Genomic DNA, 16,670 nt, shown 5'->3' with positions numbered 1-16,670 from the left:
AGGCAATCACCTGATGAATCCGAATCACAACGAAGAGCTCAACGCCATTCGCGAGGGCGTACGCGCCCTGTGCGGCGAATTCGATGCTGCCTACTGGCGCAAGGTCGATGAAGAAAAAGGTTTCCCCGAAGCCTTCGTCAAGGCGCTGACCGCGGCCGGTTGGCTGGCGGCGATGATTCCCACCGAATACGGCGGTTCCGGCCTGGGGTTGGCCGAAGCCTCGGTGATCCTCGAAGAGGTCAACCGTTGCGGCGGTAACTCCGGCACGGTGCACGGCCAGATGTACAACATGTTCACCCTGTTGCGCCACGGCAGCGAGGCGCAGAAACGCTTCTACCTGCCGAAGCTGGCCAGTGGCGAGTTGCGCCTGCAATCGATGGGCGTCACCGAGCCCACTACCGGCACCGACACCACCAGGATCAAGACCACTGCCGTGCGCAAGGGCGACAAGTACGTGATCAACGGTCAGAAGGTCTGGATCTCGCGGATCCAGCATTCGGACCTGATGATCCTGCTGGCGCGCACCACGCCCCTGGCCGAGGTGCAGAAGAAGTCCGAGGGCATGTCGATCTTCCTGGTGGACCTGCGCGAGGCCATCGGCAACGGCCTGACCGTGCAGCCCATCGCCAACATGGTCAACCACGAGACCAACGAGCTGTTCTTCGACAACCTGGAAATCCCCGTCGACAGCCTGATCGGCGAGGAGGGCAAGGGCTTTCGCTACATCCTCGACGGCCTGAATGCCGAACGCACCCTGATCGCCGCCGAATGCATCGGCGATGGCCGCTGGTTTATCGAGAAGTCCGCGCAGTACGCCCGTGACCGCGTGGTATTCGGCCGGCCCATCGGGCAGAACCAGGGTGTGCAGTTCCCGATTGCCGAAGCCCATATCGAGATCGAGGCTGCCGACCTGATGCGCTGGCGCGCCTGCGAGGAATACGACAGCGGTCAGAACGCCGGGGCCAGCGCCAACATGGCCAAGTACCTGGCGGCCAAGGCGTCCTGGGAAGCGGCCAACGCCTGCCTGCAGACCCATGGCGGTTTCGGTTTCGCCTGCGAATACGACGTCGAGCGCAAGTTCCGCGAGACCCGCCTGTACCAGGTCGCGCCGATCTCCACCAACCTGATCCTGTCCTACGTGGCCGAGCACCTGCTCGAACTGCCGCGCAGCTTCTGAGGAATCGAGCATGAGCCATACCCAAGCCCTGTGCGAATTCCTCGCCGGCCTGCGTTACGAGCAGGTGCCGCCGTCGGTGTTCGAACGGACCGAAGACCTGTTCCTCGACTGGCTGGCCTCGGCCCTGGCCAGCCAGGGCGCCCACCCGATTCCACTGTTCGAAGCCTACGCCCGCAAGATGGGGCCGGCGAATGGCCCGGCGCGCATCCTGGTCAATGGCCATGGCAGTTCGGCGTATTTCGCCGCCCTGGTAAACGCCGCATCCTCCCATCTGGTGGAGCAGGACGACCTGCACAACAGTTCCGTGCTGCACCCGGCCACGGTGGTATTCCCGGCAGCCCTGGCGGCGGCCCAGGATCTGGGCAAGTCCGGCCGCGAGCTGTTGCTGGCCTCGGTGGCCGGCTATGAGGCGGGTATCCGTATCGGTGAGTTCCTCGGGCGCTCGCACTATCGGATCTTCCACACCACGGCCACGGTCGGCACCTTGGCGGCGGCTGTCGCCGTGGGCAAGCTGATGGACTTCGATCAAGCACAGTTCAGCAATCTGCTGGGCAGTGCCGGTACCCAGGCGGCCGGGCTCTGGGAGTTCCTGCGTGATGCCGCCGATTCCAAGCAGTTGCACACCGCCAAGGCCGCGGCGGACGGGCTGCTGGCCGCCTACCTGACGGCGGATGGCCTGACCGGGGCGCGAAATATCCTCGAAGGCGACCAGGGCCTGGCCGCCGGCATGTCCAGCGATGCCGATCCGGCGAAGCTGTCTGATCGCCTGGGCAGCCGTTGGGCCCTGGTGGAAACCTCGTTCAAGTTCCATGCGTCCTGCCGCCATACCCATCCGGCCGCCGATGCGCTGCTGGAATTGATGTTGCAGGAAGGTTTGAGCCACGAACAGATCCGGCATGTGGAGGCCCGGGTCCACCAGGGCGCCATCGATGTGCTGGGGCGGGTCAAGGTGCCACAGACCGTGCACCAGGCCAAATTCTCCATGGGCACCGTGCTGGGCCTGATCGCCGTGCACGGCAAGGCCGGCCTGCGGGAGTTTCACCAGTTTTCGTTGACCGATCCGGCCGTGTCGGTGTTTCGCGAGAAGGTCGGCATGACGCTCGACCCCGCAGTCGACGGCGCCTATCCCCAGCGCTGGCTGGGTCGGGTCAACGTCACCACGGTGGATGGGCGGACCTTGCACGGTGCCATCGACGAGCCCAAGGGCGACCCCGGTAACAGCCTGTCGCGGGCCGAACTGGAAGATAAATTCCGTCGTCTACTGCAGTTTTCCGGCGCCCGCTCGCCCGAGCAGGCCGAGAGCTTGATCCGCCAGGTCTGGGACCTGCGTAACACCACTGACTTGAAGGAGCTGCGCTGATGAATACGGCAGCAGGCAACACCCTGGCCCCGCGTCCGCTGGATGGCATCACCGTGATCAGCCTCGAACACGCCATCGCCGCGCCGTTCTGTACCCGGCAACTGGCGGACCTGGGCGCGCGGGTGGTGAAGATCGAGCGCCCCGGCAGCGGCGACTTCGCCCGTGGCTACGACCAGCGCGTCCGGGGCCTGGCCTCGCACTTCGTCTGGACCAACCGCTCCAAGCAAAGCCTGACCCTGGACCTCAAGCAGGGCGCGGCCGATGACATCCTCCAGTCGTTGCTCGGTCAGGCCGACGTGCTGGTACAGAACCTCGCGCCGGGGGCCGCGGCGCGAATGGGCTTGTCCTTCGAGGCGCTGCACGAGCGGTTTCCACGGCTGATCGTCTGCGATATTTCCGGTTATGGCGAAGGCGGTCCTTATGAAAAGAAAAAGGCCTACGACCTGCTGATCCAGAGCGAGGGCGGCTTTCTTTCGGTGACCGGCGGCCCGGGTGAGGACGAACTGGCGAAGGCCGGCTGCTCCATCGCCGATATCTCCGCCGGCATGTACGCCTATAGCGGCATTCTCTCGGCGTTGCTGCTGCGGGAGAAAACCGGGGAGGGCAGCCGCGTCGACGTGAGCATGCTGGAAAGCCTGGTGGAGTGGATGGGCTATCCGATGTATTACGCCTTCGACGGTGCCACACCACCGCCGCGTGCCGGTGCGGCGCACTCGACCATCTATCCCTATGGCCCGTTTCCGGCGGGGGATGGTGGCACGGTGATGTTGGGTTTGCAGAACGAGCGCGAATGGGCGGCGTTCTGCGACAAGGTGCTGCTGACCCCGGAGCTGGCGGTGGACGAGCGCTTTTCGGCCAACTTCAAGCGTTCGGCCAATCGGGAGGTGTTGCGCCAGATCATCGTCGACCGCTTTGCCCGGCTCAGCACCGCACAGGTGATTGCCCGGCTGGAAGAGGCGCAGATCGCCAATGCCTGGGTCAATGACATGCAGGGGGTGTGGGATCACCCGCAGCTCAAGGCCCGCGATGGCTGGCGCGAGGTCGACAGCCCGGCGGGGAAACTGCCGGCGTTGCTGCCGCCAGCCCGCAATGCGGCGTTTGAACCACGCATGGATGCGGTACCGGGGTTGGGCGAGCACACCGGGGCGATTCTCGGCGAGCTGGGCTTTGGCGCCGAGGCCATCGACCGGTTGCGCGCTGCGGGTGTGGTTTGAATGAGGCCTTGAAGGCATCGCACCCCTTGTAGGAGCCGGCTTGCTGGCGATGAGGCCAGTGAGCCCTGTATCGCCCGATCGGTCGCGATCGCCAGCAAGCCGGCTCCTACAGTGACCGTGTCGCGACGGTCTTGCTCTCTCTTCCAGAAAAACAAGGAACTCAGCATGTCTTCATTCATTGCCCGCTCCGCGCTCTTTGTCCCCGGCAGTCGTCCCGAGCGTTTCGCCAAGGCCCTGGCCAGTGGCGCCGATGCGGTGATCGTCGATTTCGAGGACGCCGTCGAGGAGCCCCTCAAGCGGATCGCCCGCGACAACCTCGGGCAATTCCTCACCAACAACTCCCTGGCCCGGGTCCTGGTGCGCGTCAATGCCCCGGATCACCCCGAACATGCGGCTGACCTGGCGTTCTGTAAACAACATCCCGGGGTCAGCGGCGTGCTGCTGCCCAAGGTCGAGAACGCGCTCCAAGTGGCCGCCGCGGCCGCGACCGGCAAAGCGGTCTGGCCGATTATCGAAAGTGCCCGGGGTTTGCTGAACCTGGCTGAAATCGCCGGCGCCCCCGGCGTCGAGCGGCTGTCCTTCGGCGGCCTCGACCTGGCCCTGGACCTGAACCTCTCCAGCGGCTCGGCGGCCGCCGGGTTCGCCCTCGACCAGGCGCGCCTGGCGCTGATCGTGCATTCGCGTGTCGCTGGCCTGGTCGCCCCCCTGGATGGCGTGCATCCGGCCATCGACGACCCCGAAGGTTTGCACGGGTCGATCCGTCATGCCTATGAAATGGGCTTTGCCGGCGCGCTGTGCATTCATCCCCGGCAGGTGCCGGTGATCCACGCGGCCCTGGCGCCGAGCGCCGAAGACCTGGCCTGGGCCCGGCGGGTAGTGGAGGCCGGGAGCGGCGGCGCCGGGGCTTACCAGGTCGACGGCCAGATGGTCGACGCGCCGGTGCTGTTGCGGGCGCGGCGGTTGTTGGCGCTGGCGTAGGCCATAACCGCAGGCACGACCGGCAGATCCCTACTCGCTGATCGGACGCCTCGTCGTACCCGTCATGCGGCAACGAACCTAGGGTTTAGGCAGCGTTCATCCGGACCGAACGCAGGTACTCGGAATTCGAAATTCTCTATACGCATGGCTTTAGGCAACCTCCCTACCACACAACAATAAGAAGGTGACTCACATGTTCAAGCTGACCCGGGCGCTGTTCTGCGCCGCCACCTTGCTCGCCGCCGGCCTTGCGCAGGCGGCCGAGCCCATCGTGATCAAGTTCGCCCACGTCGTCGCGGAAAACACGCCCAAGGGGCAGGGCGCGTTGCTGTTCAAGAAACTCGCCGAAGAACGCCTGCCGGGCAAGGTCAAGGTCGAGGTCTACCCCAACTCGTCGCTGTTCGGCGATGGCAAGGAGATGGAAGCCTTGTTGCTGGGTGACGTGCAGATGCTGGCGCCGTCCCTGGCCAAGTTCGAGCAGTACACCAAGCAGATCCAGATCTATGACCTGCCGTTCCTGTTCAATGACCTGGGCGCCGTCGACCGCTTCCAGGCCGCCCAGGGCAAGGCGCTGCTGACCTCGATGCAGGGCAAGGGGATTCTCGGCCTGGCCTATTGGCACAACGGCCTGAAGCAGATTTCCGCGAACAAGGCGCTGCACATTCCGGGTGACGCCCGCGGCCTGAAGTTCCGTGTCCAGGCTTCCAGCGTGCTGGAAGAGCAGTTCAAGGCCATTCGCGCCAACCCGCGCAAGATGAGTTTCGCCGAGGTCTACCAGGGCTTGCAGACCGGCACCGTCAACGGCACCGAGAACACCTGGTCGAACTATGAAAGCCAGAAGGTCAACGAGGTGCAGAAGTACTTCACTGAGTCCAACCACGGCCTGATCGACTACATGGTGATCACCAACAGCAAGTTCTGGGATGGCCTGCCGCCGGACATCCGCGGCGAGCTGGAAAAGGTCATGGCCGAGGTCACCGTCGAAGTGAACAAGCAGGCCGAAGCCCTGAACCAGAGCGCCAGGCAGAAGATCGTCGACGCCAGGACCAGCGAAATCGTCGAACTGACGCCGCAAGAGCGTGGGCAATGGCGCGAAGCGATGAAGCCGGTATGGAAGAAGTTCGAGGGTGAAATCGGCGCCGACCTGATCGAGGCGGCGGACAAGTCCAACCAGCCCTGACAGGCGCGGCGTGCAGGCGTTTGGCTTGCGAACACCGAACACCTGTGGGAGCCGGCTTGCCGGCGATGACGGCCGATCAGGCGATGCAAGGCTTACGGGCCCCATCGCCGGCAAGCCGGCTCCTACAAGGGACCGCGTTCAACCTAGATATATCCTTTTCCTCTCGCGGAGTCCTGTCCATGCAAACGCGATCGTTGCGGCGCATCTGGGAACATTTCGAGGAAGGCTTCATTGCCTTCCTGCTGGCGGCCATGACGCTGGTGACCTTTGTCTACGTGATGGCCAACAACATCTACACGCTGTTCTTCAACCTGGCGGACCGCTGGGCCTGGAGCAGCGGCTTCTTCAGCACCCTGGGCGACGCCACCATGACCGTGGCCCAGGAGATGACCTGGAGCGTGGCCCTGACCAAGGCCATGTTCGGCTGGCTGATCTTCTTCGGTATTTCCTACGGCGTGCGTACCGCCGGCCACCTGGGAGTGGACGCGCTCGTCAAGCTGACGCCACGCCCGGTGCAGCGCTACCTGGCGCTGCTCGCCTGCGCCTGCTGCCTGGCCTACGCCGGGCTGTTCATGGTGGCCAGCTACAAATGGCTGGGCGCGGTGCTCAGCGCCGGCATCGGCGCCGAGGACCTCGACCAGTACGGGGTCAAGGTCGGCTACATCGTGGTCATCGTGCCGCTGGGCTTCGCCCTGGTCCTGATCCGCTACCTGGAAATCTTCTACCGCATTTTCACCCGTCGCCAGACCGGGCTGGGCCTGGCCGATGAAGCCGGCGAAGCGAGCAAGCTGGCGGGCGAAGACAAGGAGCAGCACTGATGACCGTCCTCTGTCTGTTTCTGCTGTTGTTCACCTTCATGTTTCTCGGCGTGCCCATCGCGATTTCCCTGGGCCTGTCGGGTGCCGTGTCGATCCTGATCTTCAGCCAGGACTCCCTCAGTTCCCTGGCGATCAAGCTGTTCGAAACCTCGGACGCCTACACCTTCCTGGCGATTCCGTTCTTCCTGTTGTCGGGGGCCTTCATGACCACCGGCGGGGTGGCCAAGCGCCTGATCGATTTCGCCAATGCCTGTGTCGGGCATATTCGCGGCGGCCTGGCGATTGCCGCCGTGCTGGCCTGCATGCTGTTCGCGGCCTTGTCCGGCTCCTCGCCGGCGACGGTGGCGGCGGTGGGTTCCATCGCGGTGGCGGGCATGGTGCGCTCGGGTTATCCGAAGGCATTCGGCGCCGGCATCATCTGCAACGCCGGGACCCTGGGCATCCTGATTCCGCCGTCGATTGTCATGGTGGTGTACTCGGCGGCCACGGAAACCTCGGTGGGCAAGCTGTTCATGGCCGGGGTGATTCCCGGGCTGCTGCTGGGCCTGATGCTGATGGTGGCGATCTACATCGTGGCGCGGATCAAGAAGTTGCCGGCCCAACCGCGCGCGACCTTTCGCGAGTGGTTGACGGCTGCGCGCCGGGCCTTCTGGGGCCTGCTGTTGCTGGTGATCATCCTCGGCGGGATCTACAGCGGCCTGTTCACCCCGACCGAAGCGGCGGCGGTGGCGGCGGTGTATTCGGCGTTTGTCGCCTTGTTCATCTACAAGGACATGAAGATCGGCGATTGCCCCAAGGTACTGATGGAGTCGGGCCGGTTGGCGATCATGCTGATGTTCATCATTGCCAACGCCATCCTGTTTGCCCATGTGCTGACGACTGAGCAGATCCCACAGCAGATCACCAACTGGGTGGTGTCCGAGGGGCTGACGCCGATCGGTTTCCTGATCATGGTCAACGTGGTGCTGCTGGTGGCGGGCAGTTTCATGGAACCATCCGCTATCGTGCTGATCCTGGCGCCGATCTTCTTCCCGATTGCCGTGAAGCTGGGGATCGACCCGATTCACCTGGGTATCGTCATGGTGGTGAACATGGAAATCGGCCTGGTGCATCCACCGGTGGGGCTGAACCTGTTCGTGACCTCGGCGGTGACCGGGCTGAGCCTGGGGCAGACCATTCGCGCGGCGTTGCCGTGGCTGATGATCCTGCTGGCGTTCCTGATCCTGGTGACCTACGTGCCGATGATCTCGCTGACGCTGCCGCACTGGTTGGGCATGCCCTGACTTGTGCGCGTCAGGTCCGGACGCCGGGGCGGCGGGTCATTGTGGTTCCGATGAGGGGCATGGTGATGAACTTCGGGGGCTTTCAGAGTTTGTGCCCTCAAGCAGGGGCTAGTGCTGGAAGTCGATGCTATGGGCCAGTTGGCAGCCGAGCAGATCGATAAAACCTTGCAGCGCCGGCAGCTCGAAATGGGCTTGCAGCGCGGCGGGGGATTGCCAGTGGCCTGTCACGATCCAGTCGTTGGCATCGCTACACCCTGTCACCGAGTAGTCGAGGCAGCCTGGTGTCGAGCGCAGGGTTTCGACCAGTTCGTTCAAGCGTTGCCCCAGGGCTTCGCTACGACCCGGGACGGCCTCCAGTCGAACGATATTGATCACATGAGTGGACATTCTGGGGCTCCTGTGTGCAGGCCACCCCGGGAAGCGGGGGGCGTGAACAAGAATAGGCGGCGGGTATGGCCTGATCTATAGCCAATTCCCGGGAATTCCCCAAGGCCAATTCCGCAGCGTATCGGCCAGGCGCAGGCCGTCTGCAATGGCCTGCGGCCTTGGTTCAACTGTCCCTGTGGGCGCCCGTTACCGGCAGGCGACTGCCCAGGCGATAACGCGATGATGGGTGGGTCAGGCGAACGTAGGTGACGATCTTGTTCTGGCTCCAGGTACGCCGTACCAGGATCAGGCAGGGCTCAAGGGCGTCGATCTGCATGTGCCTGCTTTCGTCGCTGCTGGGGTGGCCGGCCTCGACGATATGTTCCATCTCATCGGGGCGAATGACCTGCAGCAGGTAGCGCGCCGGTTGCAACTGTTCGCCGAAGTCCTGTTGCAGGAACTCCGGCACCAGTTCGGGGTTGACGTAGCGGTCCTCGAACTGCACCGGCACGCCTTCTTCGCTGTGTACGCAGGTCAGGTGAAACACCGACGAGCCGGTGGGCAACGCCAGGGCGGCGGCCACCGGCATCGAGGCGGCTTCGCGGCCCAGGTGCAGGACGCGACAGGAGTAGCGGTGCCCCCGGGCGATGATTTCGTCGGCGATATTGGTGATGCGCAGCAGGTTCGATTGCGGCTTGCTTTCGGCCACGAAGGTGCCGACGCCGGAGATCCGCAGCAGATGGCCTTCTTCCGTCAGCTCGCGCAAGGCGCGGTTGACGGTCATGCGCGAAATGCCCAGCTCCTGCACCAGGCGATTTTCCGACGGAATCAGGTCTCCGGGCTTCCATTCACCGCTGCGCAGTTTGTCTTGCACAAAGTCCTTCGCGCGCCGATAGAGGGCTTGCGGTGCATTTTTGATCATGGGTCAGTCCGCATCTTTTTGAGCGGCAAGAACACTTGCCAGGGCCTTGAGAAAAAGGTCGTTATCCTCACAGCTACCGATGGATACGCGCAAGTACTGTGTGTACCCATTTTCACGCCAGGGTTTGACGATCACGCCTTTGCGCAGCAAGGCCTGATTGAGGGTTTCAGCGGGATACGGTGTGCTGAAGTAGAGGAAGTTGGCCATGGACGGGGCGGTATCCAGGCCCAGGTTGTGCAGGGCTGTCACCATGTGCCGCCGTTCGTGGGCCACGTGGGCGAGTCCGGCGTGCAGATGCTCTTCGTCCGCCAGCGCGGCAACGGCTGCGGCCTGGGCCACGCGATTGATATTGAACGGCGTGCGCAGACGATCGATCAGGTCGGCCAGCAACGGGTCGCTGACGATACCGTAGCCGATCCGCAACCCGGCCAGGGAATACGCCTTGGAGAAGGTGCGCAGCAGGATGAACGGCTTGCCGCTGGCCTGGATCAGCCCCAGGCAATCGGGATAGCCCTCCTCGAATTGCGCGTACTCGTAATAGGCCTCGTCGAACACCAGCAGGCACTGCGGCGGGAGTGCCGCCAGCAGCTGTTGCAATTCGTCGGCGTCGAGGGTGCAGCCAACCGGGTTGGAGGGGCAGGAAAACATCAGCAGGCGGGTTTTCGGCGTCAGCGCCCGGATCATGGCCGGTACGTCGAAGCGGACTTCGTCGGTCATCGGCACGCCGGTTACTTGGGCGCCGGCGGCAATAGGGTAGATGAAGTGCAGGCCGAACGCGGGCACCACCGTGACCACTTCATCGCCCTGGTCGAGGAACACCCGGCTGATGATGCTCAGCAAATCTTCCGAACCATTGCCGAATACCAGTTGATTGCCCGGCACGCCAAGCTTGGCGCTGAGGGCGGCACGCAGCTCCAGGCAACTGGCATCCGGGTAGAGGGCGATGCTTGAACAGGCCTGGGCCATGGCGGCGGCGACCGCGGGGGCCGGCCCCAGGGGATTTTCGTTACTGCCCAGCTTGGCCACCCGGGTCAGCCCGAAGCGCTTGCTCACCGCTTCCGTACCGAGGCCGGCGTTGTAGCTGGCGAGGTCGCGTACTTGTGGGCGGGCGAGGAGTTGCAGTTCAGCAGCGGTCATACCAGGGAAACCTCTTGGTTGTCTTGCCAGAACGCATTGCGATCCAGATAGTTCTGCAGAAACTGCTGCAGGCGCGGGTGTTCGGTGTCGTGGAAGATCTGCTGCGGCGTGCCCTGGGCGACCACCTGACCCTGATCGAGGAACACCACCGAGTCGGCGACTTGTGCGGCGAAGCCCATCTCATGGGTGACCACCACCATGGTCATGCCTTCCCTGGCCAGGGCCTTCATGACCTGCAGGACTTCGCCCACCAGTTCCGGATCGAGCGCCGAGGTCGGTTCGTCGAACAACATGATGTGCGGCTCCATGGCCAGCGCCCGGGCAATCGCCACGCGCTGTTGCTGGCCACCGGAGAGCTGGATCGGATAGACGTCGGCCTTGTGCGCCAGGCCGACTTTGTCGAGCATCGCCAGGGCGCGCTGACGGGCCTCGGCAGGCGCCAGTTTGCGCACCCGCAGCAAGGCTTCGCTGACATTGCCCAGTGCGGTCATGTGCGGCCACAGGTTGAACTGCTGGAAGACCATGCCGACATTGCGCCGGACCTGGTTGATCCGGGCTTGCGCGGCGCGTTTGCGCCCCTTGCCGTTATCCGCCACATAACCGAGCAACTGGCCTTCGATATGGATCTCTCCCTCGTCATACTCCTCGAGGAACGCCATGCTGCGCAGCAGGGTGCTTTTGCCCGAGCCGGAAGGGCCGATCAGGCACACCACTTCGGAACGCCGGACTTCCAGGTCGATCCCCTTGAGTACACGCAGGGTGCCGAAGCTCTTGCCGACATTGCGCAGGCGCAGCATGGGTTGCGGGTCGTCGGGGTGTTGCTCGGGTGTTTTCATGGGGTCACCTGGTTTCGCGACAATGGGTTTCAGAGGGTGTTGTGCGTCGTTCATAGCGGCTGCCTGCTCATGAAGCGCCCGACCCGCGTCTCCAGGTACATCCCCAGGCGCGAGCAGAACTCGACCAGCAGCAGGTAGCCGATACACAGCACCAACAGGGTTTCGACGAAGGCGAAGGTTTGTGAGCCGATGCCGGTCATGACCATGGTCAGTTCCGGGATGGTGATGATCGACAGGACCGCGGTTTCCTTGCACAGGATCGTCACCAGGTTGACCAGCGCCGGCAGGATGATCACCAGCATCTGCGGTAACTGGATGCGCAGGATGCATTGCCAGCGGGTGATGCCCAGGCAGTCGGCCGCTTCCAGTTGACCGCGGGCCACCGATTGGAAACCGGTTCGGAAGATCTCCGCGAAGTAGACACTGCCGTAGATGCCCAAGCCGAGGACCCCGGCGGGAATCGGCTCCAGGCTGAATCCGAAGGACGGGCCGCCGTAGTAGACCAGGAACAGCTGGACCAGAAACGGTGTGCTGCGGATCACTTCGATGAACGCCCGCAGCGGCGCGCGAATCAGCTGATTGCCAAACAACTGCGCCACGGCGATCAGCAAGCCGAGGAACAACCCCAGGACGACGCCGGCGGACCAGGTGCCGAGGGTGACCATGAGGCCTTGGGCGATATCGTCGAGGTGCTCGGTAATGATCCGGTGATCGAAGATCATATGCGTTGCTCCTTCAGGCGGCGTTCCAGCTGGCCGCCGCAGAACGCCAGTGGGATATTGATCAGGCAATAGAAGCCGGCGAGCATCAGGTAGTCCTGAACGAACAGGTAGTCGCTGGCCGCCAGGTTCTGTGCGGTGCGGGTCAGGTCGGCGAGGCCGACCACCGACACCAGCGAAGACGCCTTGATCAGCAGGATCATTTCGTTGACCAGGGCCGGCAGGGTCAGGCGCACGGCTTGTGGTACGCGGATGCGGACCAGCATCTGCCGGGTACTCAGGCCGAGTAGCCCGGCGGCTTCCAGCTGGCCGCCGGGGATGGCGAGAAAGCCACCGCGCAGGATCTCGGCGATGTAGGCGCCGGCGCACAGCGACAGGCTGATGATCGCGGCCGTCAGCGGCGACACGTTGGGCAAGCCGACGCGGGGCAGGAAGTAATAGACGAAGAGCAATTGCACCAGCAGCGGAATGCCGCGGAACACGAAGATGTAGGCGCCCCCCAGGCGTCTGCACAACGGCAGCGGCGACAGGCGCAGGCTGGCGACCAGGATGCCGATGAAAAAGCCGATCACCAGGGCCGCGGTGGAGACCTCGAGGGTCACCAGCAGGCTGGTCAGCAACAACGGCAGGTTCTGCAAAAATAAGGGCCAATCGAACATCGCGGCGACTCCGACTCAGTTGATCGCCGGCCAGGGCCGGCGATCAGGCGCGTCAATGGGCAGGCGGATTTACCAGGCCGGGGTGAAGTCGGCTTTCGGCACATCCATCTCGGCGCCCAGCCATTTTTTCTGCAGCGCGGCGAGGCGCCCGTCGTCATGCATCTTCAGCAGCCCGGCATCGAGGGCGGCGATCAAGCTGTTGGCGTCGTCATCCTTGCGGCCCAGGTAGGCGAAGTAGGATTTTTTGCCGAACGGTGGCTGGATCACTTTGAAGGCCTTGCTGCGCTCGGCGGCGACGTACGAGATGTTCGGCAGCGAGTTGGCGACGGCGACGATGCGTTTGGCCGCGAGGTCGGCGTAGGCCTGGTTGTTGTCGATGTATTCACGGATCGTGACTTTCTCCGGCAGCGTGGCGGCGAAGGTCTTGAGTTCTTCGAGTTGCGCCGAGCCTTTGCCCGCGCCCACGGCCTTGCCGGCAATGTCTTGCGGTTTGCTGATGCTGTTGTCGCCGGCGCCAGCCATCAAGGCAACGGTCGCTTCGGCGATCGGCAACATGAAGTGATAACGCTCCTTGCGGGCCTGGGTCACGATGATAGGGCCGGCGACCATGTCGAATTTCTTCGCTTCAAGCCCTGGCAACACACTGGGCCATGGCAGGTCGATGAACTTCACCTTGACCCCCAGCTCCTTGCCCAACTGATCGAACAACTCGGCGTTCAGGCCTTTCTGCTTACCGTTATCGGTGAAATCGAAAGGTGCAAATTGCAGTTCGGTACCCACCACCAGCTCACCGGCTTTTTTTACATCCGCCAGTTGATCGGCATGGGCTGTCAGGGACGCGACCGTCAGAGTCAGGGCGAGGCACAGGCCGTTGAAGCGTTTGCTCACTAGAGAATCGACTTGCATGGTGTCACTCCTTCAGGGGATGCAGCGAGGTTGGGTGTGTGATTCCTGCGGTGATTCGGGATTGCATCAGCAGTTAACGTGCCACTCCGGTATATACAGCTCTTCAGACGAAAATCTTGCCCGGGTTGAGAATGCCGTTGGGGTCCAGGCAGTCCTTGAGCTGGTGCATTACCGCGAGAGCTTCGGGACCTACCGAGTGATGGAGAAACTCGCGCTTGAGCAGGCCGATGCCATGTTCGGCGGAGACCGAGCCACCCAGTTCGCCGACGGCGCTGTACACCAGTTCTTCGATGTCGAGGATCGGCGCGGGTTGGGGCAGGGAGGTGCAGTCCACGGTCAGATGCAGGTTGCTGTCGCCGATGTGGCCGAAATACACGCTGTGATTGCCCGGCCAGTGCTGTTCCAGGCGTGTGCGACAACGCTCGACGAAGTCGCCGATCAGGCCGATCGGCAGGCTGACGTCGAAGTTCAACGGGGTCATGCGCAGTGGAAACTCAGCGGTTGCTTCGCGGATTTTCCAGAGTCCGCGGGCCTGGGCCTGGGAGCCGGCGAGTACCGCGTCGAGCACTTCGCCGTCGGCGAACGCCTGCTCAAGCAAGGTTTCGAGCGGCTCCCCGGGGACGGCGGACTCGAGCAGCACATACAGCGGATAGTCCAGCGACATCGGCGCTGTCGGGTTTTCCAGCCAGCTCACACCGAGGCGAAAAAAGTCCTGCCACATCAGCTCATAGGCCTGGGGCGTGCCGACGCTGCGTTGAATCCGCCGCAGCAGGCTGACGGCGCTGGCGTAGTCGGGCAGGGCACAGAGCAGGGTGCTGGTCGGGCCCGGTTGCGGCGCGAGTTTCAAGACCGCACGGGTAATGACGCCCAAGGTGCCTTCGCTGCCGATAAAGCACTGTTTCAGGTCATAACCGCAGTTGTTCTTGATCATCTTGTTGCGCAAATCGAGCACCCGGCCATCGGCCAGGACCACTTCCAGCCCGAGCACCAGGTCGCGGGTCATGCCGTAGCGAATCACCGCATTGCCCCCGGCATTGGTGGCGATATTGCCGCCAATCTGGCATGAGCCGCGGGCTCCCAGGTCCAGTGGAAAGACAAAGCCTGCGTTGAGCGCCGCCTGCTGGATGTCCTCCAGCGGGGTGCCGGCCAGGACGCTGACGGTGGCCGCCGCCGGGTCGAGCTCTTCAATGCCGCGCAGGCGTTCCAGGGACAGGGCGATATCGCTTGCCCGGGGTACGGCACCGCCGGCCAGCCCGGTCATGCCGCCTTGGGGAACCACCGGTTGTCTGGCGGCATTGCAGATGCGCAGGGCACTGGCGACGTGCGCGGTGGTCCGTGGCAACAGCAGCGCGGCTGGGCAGGCCGGCGCATGGCCGGTCCAGTCGCTGTAGTGACGCTGACTGATGTTCGTCCCGGTGACGACCGCGTCATCACCTAACGCCTGGCGCAACTGTTCGAGGGTTTGTGCTGGATCGCTCATCGGCTCAACTCACGGTCAGGGAAGGTGGCGGAGGCTCATACAGGGTAGATCGCCTCCGCCAATCCGGCTTCAATCAGGCATACAGGCGTTCGGCGGGCATCCAGCGCTCGAAGGCGGCGGATTCGACCCAGGCCCTGGCTGCCGCGATGTCGGGCGCGAAGTAACGGTCTTCGTCGTAATGCGCGACCTCGCTGCGAATCATCGCCATGACCTCGCCGAGTTTCTTCGAGGTCTTGAGCGGAGCATGCAGGTCCACACCCTGGGCCGCCCCCAGCAGCTCGATGGCCACCACGGCGCTGCTGTTACCGGCCATATCCAGCAGGCGGCGGGCGGCAAAGGTGGCCATCGACACATGGTCTTCCTGGTTGGCCGAAGTCGGCAGGCTGTCCACCGACGCCGGGTGGGCCAGGGTCTTGTTTTCCGAGGCGAGGGCGGCGGCGGTCACCTGGGCGATCATGAAGCCCGAGTTCAGGCCCCCTTCGCGCACCAGAAAGGCCGGCAGGCCGGAGAGCGCGGGGTCGACCAACTGGGCGATCCGCCGTTCGGAGAGGGCCCCGATTTCGGAAATCGCCAGGGCCAGGACGTCAGCGGCCATCGCCACCGGTTCGGCGTGGAAGTTGCCACCCGAGAGCACGTCACCGTCGGCGCTGAACACCAATGGGTTATCCGAAACCGCGTTGGACTCACGCAGGAACACGCCGGCGGCAAAGCGCAAGTGGTCCAGGCAGGCGCCCATGACTTGTGGCTGGCAGCGCAGCGAGTAGGGGTCCTGGACCCGGGCGCAATCGATATGCGATTGACGAATCTCGCTGTCGGCCAGCAGTTCACGATAGTACTGGGCCACGTCGATTTGCCCGAGTTGACCACGGACTGCCTGGATGCGCGGATCGAAGGGCACGTCGGAGCCCTTCAAGGCTTCCACGCACAGGCTGCCGGCGACCACGGCGGCGCTGAACAGCTTCTCGGCGGCAAACAGCCCGCGCAGCGCCAGTGCGGTGGACACCTGGGTGCCGTTGATCAGCGCCAGGCCTTCCTTCGGTCCCAGTACCATGGGTTCCAGGCCGGCAATCGCCAAGCCTTCGACGGCATCCATTTCACGTCCTTCATGACGCACGCGACCGACGCCGATGAGCACGGCGGACATATGCGCCAGGGGTGCCAGGTCGCCCGAGGCGCCCACCGATCCCTGGGACGGGATGCACGGATAGACCTTGGCGACATACAGCCGGACCAGCGCCTGGATCACTTCCCAGCGCACGCCGGAGAAGCCACGGGCCAGCGAGCCGATCTTCAACGCCATGATCAGGCCGACACTGGCGTCATCGAGCAGCGGACCGGTGCCGGTGCAGTGCGAGAGCAGCAGGTTGCGCTGCAGCTTGGCCAGCGACTCGGTGGCGATCGAGGTTCTGGCGAGCAGGCCGAAGCCGGTATTGATGCCGTACACCGTGCGCTGGTTGGCGATGATTGCGTTCACGGTGCGTGTGCTCGCATCGACGGTTTCGCGAGCGGCGGGGTCCAGTTCGATCGCGCATTGCTTCCGATAGATGACGCGCAATTGATCGAGGGTGAGTTGGCCGGGCTTGAGCAGCAGAGGTGTGTGCATTGCAGTGTCCTGAGGTGGAGGGTGGGTGGACC

General features: G+C 63.8%; 16 protein-coding genes. 7 read left to right on the top strand and 9 right to left on the bottom strand.

The genetic code is table 11. From position 1 onward, the window contains the following. Nucleotides 1-13: 13 nt before the first annotated feature. The 7 genes from UCMB321_RS12035 (at nt 14) to dctM (ending at nt 8,010) form a co-directional block, all read left to right on the top strand. On the top strand, nt 14-1,177 hold the full coding sequence (locus UCMB321_RS12035; RefSeq protein WP_040066881.1) for an acyl-CoA dehydrogenase family protein: 1,164 nt from the start codon (nt 14-16) through the stop codon (nt 1,175-1,177). A 10-nt stretch (nt 1,178-1,187) separates the two neighbouring features. After that, nucleotides 1,188-2,537, top strand: coding sequence for an MmgE/PrpD family protein (locus tag UCMB321_RS12030; RefSeq protein WP_040066879.1), 1,350 nt, complete (start codon nt 1,188-1,190; stop codon nt 2,535-2,537). Then, the gene (locus tag UCMB321_RS12025; RefSeq protein ID WP_040066876.1) at nt 2,537-3,751 is read left to right on the top strand and encodes a CaiB/BaiF CoA transferase family protein; all 1,215 of its coding nucleotides are present in this window, start codon (nt 2,537-2,539) and stop codon (nt 3,749-3,751) included. Before UCMB321_RS12030 ends, UCMB321_RS12025 begins: the two co-directional genes overlap by 1 nt. Nucleotides 3,752-3,916: 165 nt before the next feature. Further along, on the top strand, nt 3,917-4,729 hold the full coding sequence (locus UCMB321_RS12020; RefSeq protein WP_040066874.1) for an HpcH/HpaI aldolase/citrate lyase family protein: 813 nt from the start codon (nt 3,917-3,919) through the stop codon (nt 4,727-4,729). Nucleotides 4,730-4,922: 193 nt separating this feature from the next. Further along, nucleotides 4,923-5,909, top strand: a complete 987-nt coding sequence (locus UCMB321_RS12015) for a TRAP transporter substrate-binding protein (protein ID WP_040066872.1) — start codon at nt 4,923-4,925, stop codon at nt 5,907-5,909. Nucleotides 5,910-6,088: 179 nt separating this feature from the next. Continuing rightward, a complete protein-coding gene (locus UCMB321_RS12010; RefSeq protein ID WP_040066870.1) occupies nt 6,089-6,727 on the top strand; it encodes a TRAP transporter small permease in 639 nt (212 codons plus the stop codon). Further along, complete coding sequence (gene dctM / locus UCMB321_RS12005; protein WP_040066868.1) at nt 6,727-8,010, top strand: C4-dicarboxylate TRAP transporter large permease protein DctM; 1,284 nt, start codon at nt 6,727-6,729, stop codon at nt 8,008-8,010. Before UCMB321_RS12010 ends, dctM begins: the two co-directional genes overlap by 1 nt. Nucleotides 8,011-8,118: 108 nt before the next feature. Here the strand turns inward: dctM and UCMB321_RS12000 are convergent, their stop codons facing one another. The 9 genes from UCMB321_RS12000 to hutH form a co-directional block, all read right to left on the bottom strand. Next, nucleotides 8,119-8,397 (bottom strand): putative quinol monooxygenase, encoded by a 279-nt coding sequence (locus tag UCMB321_RS12000; protein ID WP_040066865.1) that lies wholly within the window; start codon nt 8,395-8,397, stop codon nt 8,119-8,121. Nucleotides 8,398-8,560: 163 nt separating this feature from the next. Further along, on the bottom strand, nt 8,561-9,298 hold the full coding sequence (gene hutC, locus UCMB321_RS11995) for a histidine utilization transcriptional repressor HutC (protein WP_040066862.1): 738 nt from the start codon (nt 9,296-9,298) through the stop codon (nt 8,561-8,563). A 3-nt stretch (nt 9,299-9,301) separates the two neighbouring features. Then, the gene (gene hisC / locus UCMB321_RS11990; RefSeq protein ID WP_040066860.1) at nt 9,302-10,435 is read right to left on the bottom strand and encodes a histidinol-phosphate transaminase; all 1,134 of its coding nucleotides are present in this window, start codon (nt 10,433-10,435) and stop codon (nt 9,302-9,304) included. Next, nucleotides 10,432-11,232, bottom strand: a complete 801-nt coding sequence (locus tag UCMB321_RS11985; RefSeq protein WP_157015939.1) for an amino acid ABC transporter ATP-binding protein — start codon at nt 11,230-11,232, stop codon at nt 10,432-10,434. The genes hisC and UCMB321_RS11985 overlap by 4 nt, the downstream gene beginning before the upstream one ends. Nucleotides 11,233-11,321: 89 nt before the next feature. After that, complete coding sequence (locus tag UCMB321_RS11980) at nt 11,322-11,993, bottom strand: amino acid ABC transporter permease (RefSeq protein WP_040066854.1); 672 nt, start codon at nt 11,991-11,993, stop codon at nt 11,322-11,324. Then, nucleotides 11,990-12,649 carry an amino acid ABC transporter permease gene (locus tag UCMB321_RS11975; protein ID WP_040066852.1) on the bottom strand — a complete coding sequence of 220 codons (660 nt, stop codon included), beginning with the start codon at nt 12,647-12,649 and terminating at the stop codon, nt 11,990-11,992. Before UCMB321_RS11975 ends, UCMB321_RS11980 begins: the two co-directional genes overlap by 4 nt. Before the next feature lie 69 nt (nt 12,650-12,718). Continuing rightward, entirely contained in the window at nt 12,719-13,555 is an 837-nt protein-coding gene (locus UCMB321_RS11970; protein WP_052451154.1) for a transporter substrate-binding domain-containing protein, read from the bottom strand. 103 nt (nt 13,556-13,658) lie between these two features. After that, complete coding sequence (locus tag UCMB321_RS11965) at nt 13,659-15,035, bottom strand: FAD-binding oxidoreductase (RefSeq protein ID WP_040066850.1); 1,377 nt, start codon at nt 15,033-15,035, stop codon at nt 13,659-13,661. Nucleotides 15,036-15,108: 73 nt separating this feature from the next. Beyond that, nucleotides 15,109-16,638, bottom strand: coding sequence for a histidine ammonia-lyase (hutH, locus tag UCMB321_RS11960; RefSeq protein ID WP_040066848.1), 1,530 nt, complete (start codon nt 16,636-16,638; stop codon nt 15,109-15,111). Nucleotides 16,639-16,670: the final 32 nt, after the last annotated feature.

Origin of the sequence: Pseudomonas batumici, from assembly GCF_000820515.1 — a bacterium.
In the GTDB taxonomy this organism is placed as follows: domain Bacteria; phylum Pseudomonadota; class Gammaproteobacteria; order Pseudomonadales; family Pseudomonadaceae; genus Aquipseudomonas; species Aquipseudomonas batumici.
The sequence above is the reverse complement of the archived record's forward strand: the minus strand, read 5'-3'. Positions and strand labels throughout refer to the sequence as shown.